2 protein-coding genes are annotated in these 1845 nt (G+C 43.5%); both read right to left on the reverse strand.

Annotation, left to right across the window (positions count from 1 at the left end):
• Positions 1–66: 66 nt before the first annotated feature.
• Positions 67–417 carry a hypothetical protein gene (locus QUA16_RS36530; RefSeq protein WP_333109727.1) on the reverse strand — a complete coding sequence of 117 codons (351 nt, stop codon included), beginning with the start codon at positions 415–417 and terminating at the stop codon, positions 67–69.
• Between the two features lie 152 nt (positions 418–569).
• Positions 570–1478 carry a glycoside hydrolase family protein gene (locus tag QUA16_RS36535; RefSeq protein WP_333109729.1) on the reverse strand — a complete coding sequence of 303 codons (909 nt, stop codon included), beginning with the start codon at positions 1476–1478 and terminating at the stop codon, positions 570–572.
• Between the last annotated feature and the right edge of the window lie 367 nt (positions 1479–1845).

A 1845-nucleotide genomic window follows, 5' to 3' on the forward strand; every position in this document is an offset into this window, starting at 1 on the left:
AGAAGGTTTTTTTAGTTATTTAGTAGTGCACAAATTTAGGTATTTGTCAAATTAATTTAGATGCGTTTACCCTGGGTAGGCAGAGTTGACAACCATCTTCACGCCGCGGTCTTGAATAGCGCTTTGCAAGGCTTTTTGAGCGGCGGGTTGCAAATAGGCATAGGCAGCATCGCCTAAATCCACATTCAGATCGTCAAAGCTGACCAGCGCATCTGGAACAATTAAATTCATCTGATGAATCAATTGCTGGGACAGTCCATTGACAATTGCAGTCGAACAACCTGGAGCATCTTTAAGAAGACCATTAAAACTTCCCCTGATTACACCAGAACGTGGTTGTCCGAGATTAATCTCATCGCAGCGTTCAACAGGATATTCAGATGTTTGATTTGACGTGCTAATTACTGTATCGGACATGATTTAGTCTCCTAATTAATTGATGAAAAATCGCTTGTTGTGAAACGAGCTATTGGCCACGCTAATTCATAAGCGCTTATCACGTAAGGCTTTTTCACTCGTCTAAATTGACGGGAAAAGTTAGAGAGATTTGCTACACCCATTCACTCTGTTCACAAGCCCAATATCCGTCGAGTTTCAGCACCTACAACACCATCCGCCATTAGCCCTTTCTGCTGCTGAAACTGCCGCACTGCCTTGTCAGTATCATTGCCAAAGAATCCATCAGGTTCGATATTGATTCCTGCTGCTTTCAAAGCTTTTTGTACTCGACGAACATCCTCACCTTGCATCATGGGTTCGGTGAGTTTCAATGTGCGAGGTACTTCTGAGATTGTTTCCCCTGTTACTTCTTCGCCTGTTCCTTCATAGGTTAAGAATAACTGCCAGGGTTTTCCCAAAAACAGCGATCGTTCAGCCAAGCGTCGGCGTGTCAGCCCTAGCCAGGGTGTACGATCGACTTTATTCCACACAGGAAACTGATTAGCTGCTCCTTGATAATTTCCCTGGTTCAAAAGCCTTAGAAGATTTGAGCCTCCAAAACCTTGTGCTCCTGGACCCACGTTGAAGCAGAAACAAACCAGTGCAGAAAACTGATTATCATTGATCTGAACTTCAACGGCATCCTCAACAAAGGATTCAAATTTTTCTAAATCTAGGCGCAGCAATTCTTCTGCTTGCGTTTGGCTAATCGTCAGTCCTGGAAAAACATCGTTGCCAGTGTGTCCGTAACCAATTGTCCAAACTCCACCGCCGTCATCATAAGCAGTTAGCTTACATCCTTCAAACGTAGTGAGAAGCTTAAAGCCTTCTCCATTGATTTGCTTTGAACCTCTGCGTTCTGCCACATCAGGCGGTTGTTTTTCTGGAGGATTAATGTTGTATGTTTTAGCCACGCTGAACTTTAAAGCATCAATTAATGCTTTTACTTGCCCATTAGTCTCCGTGACTTTAACGGCTAGGTCGTCTTTTATTTCGTACACGCGACCATCGCCCAAGATTTCAAGCGATCTTCTTGGCATTTTAGTTTGTAGTTTTGAAAAGGTAGATTCGATCGAAAGACGCATCCTGAAGATCCCGATCGCCAAACTTTTGCCTGCCTCTGACAACCTGTGAAAAGAGTTTATCACTTTATACTTGTTATCAAAAATTTTTCTTCGATCGGTGATTTCACTGGTTACGTCTGTCCCAAAGTAATTTCCGGGATTTTCTCCAGCCGTTACAAAACTTTATTTTTGCCGATCGAGACCGGTGTGCTGCTTGTTCTATTTAACGATCGCGATCGCCCAATTCCACCACTATCAAATTACACTTAGGAATGAGAATTAAATAACTTCCACTCTTGAAAGTGGGATGGGCGTCCCGCCCGTCCTTTTTGGACGGGCGGGA

Source organism: Microcoleus sp. S13_C3 (assembly GCF_036700905.1).
Lineage (GTDB): Bacteria > Cyanobacteriota > Cyanobacteriia > Cyanobacteriales > Microcoleaceae > Microcoleus.

Bases quoted from the DNA above. Each gene is read 5' to 3' on its own strand.
- QUA16_RS36530 (WP_333109727.1), bottom strand. From the start codon at position 417: ATGTCCGATACAGTAATTAGCACGTCAAATCAAACATCTGAATATCCT.
- QUA16_RS36535 (WP_333109729.1), bottom strand. From the start codon at position 1,478: ATGCCAAGAAGATCGCTTGAAATCTTGGGCGATGGTCGCGTGTACGAA.